Source organism: Nocardia otitidiscaviarum NBRC 14405, from assembly GCF_000308635.1.
In the GTDB taxonomy this organism is placed as follows: domain Bacteria; phylum Actinomycetota; class Actinomycetes; order Mycobacteriales; family Mycobacteriaceae; genus Nocardia; species Nocardia otitidiscaviarum.
In genome coordinates this window covers 1-645 of record NZ_BAGD01000111.1, presented here as the reverse complement: position 1 = coordinate 645, position 645 = coordinate 1, and the positions used below count along the sequence as shown (strand labels likewise).

Here is a 645-nt window from a genome sequence, read left to right as displayed (position 1 = left end):
CTGGTCCGGGCATTTCGGAGCCCGCGCTGCTGGATGTCGCTGGGTTGAAGCAGGCGTTGTCGGCGGCGTTGCCGTCGTATATGGTCCCGTCGGCGTTCGTGGTGCTGGACGAGCTTCCGTTGAATGTGAACGGCAAGCTCGACCGCAAGGCGTTGCCGGAGCCGGAGTTCGAGTCCACGGCTTTCCGTGCGCCGGCGACCCCGATCGAGGAGATCGTGGCGGGTGTGTTCGCCGAGGTGCTGGGTGCCGATCGGGTCGGTGCGGATGATGATTTCTTCGCGCTGGGCGGTAATTCGTTGTTGGCGACGCAGGTCGCTGCTCGTATCGGTGCGGCCCTGGATGCGCGTGTTCCGGTGCGTGTGTTGTTCGAGGCGTCGTCGGTCGCGGGTTTGGCGGCGCGGGTGGAGCAGCATGCGGGTGCGGGTGACCGGAGGGCGTTGACGGCCCAACCACGTCCGGAGCGGGTTCCGTTGTCGTTGGCGCAGCAGCGGATGTGGTTCTTGAACCAGTTCGATACGGCGTCGGCGGCGTACAACATTCCGGTCGCGGTCCGTTTGTCCGGTGATCTGGATGTGGGGGCGTTGCAGCAGGCGGTGGCGGATGTGATCGCCCGCCATGAAACCCTGCGCACCATCTACCCCCAGG

1 protein-coding gene is annotated in these 645 nt (G+C 65.9%); it reads left to right on the top strand.

What is annotated here, in order from left to right:
- Nucleotides 1-645, top strand: a 645-nt coding sequence (locus tag ON31_RS25610; RefSeq protein WP_157533777.1) for a condensation domain-containing protein, incomplete at both ends; no start/stop codon positions are given.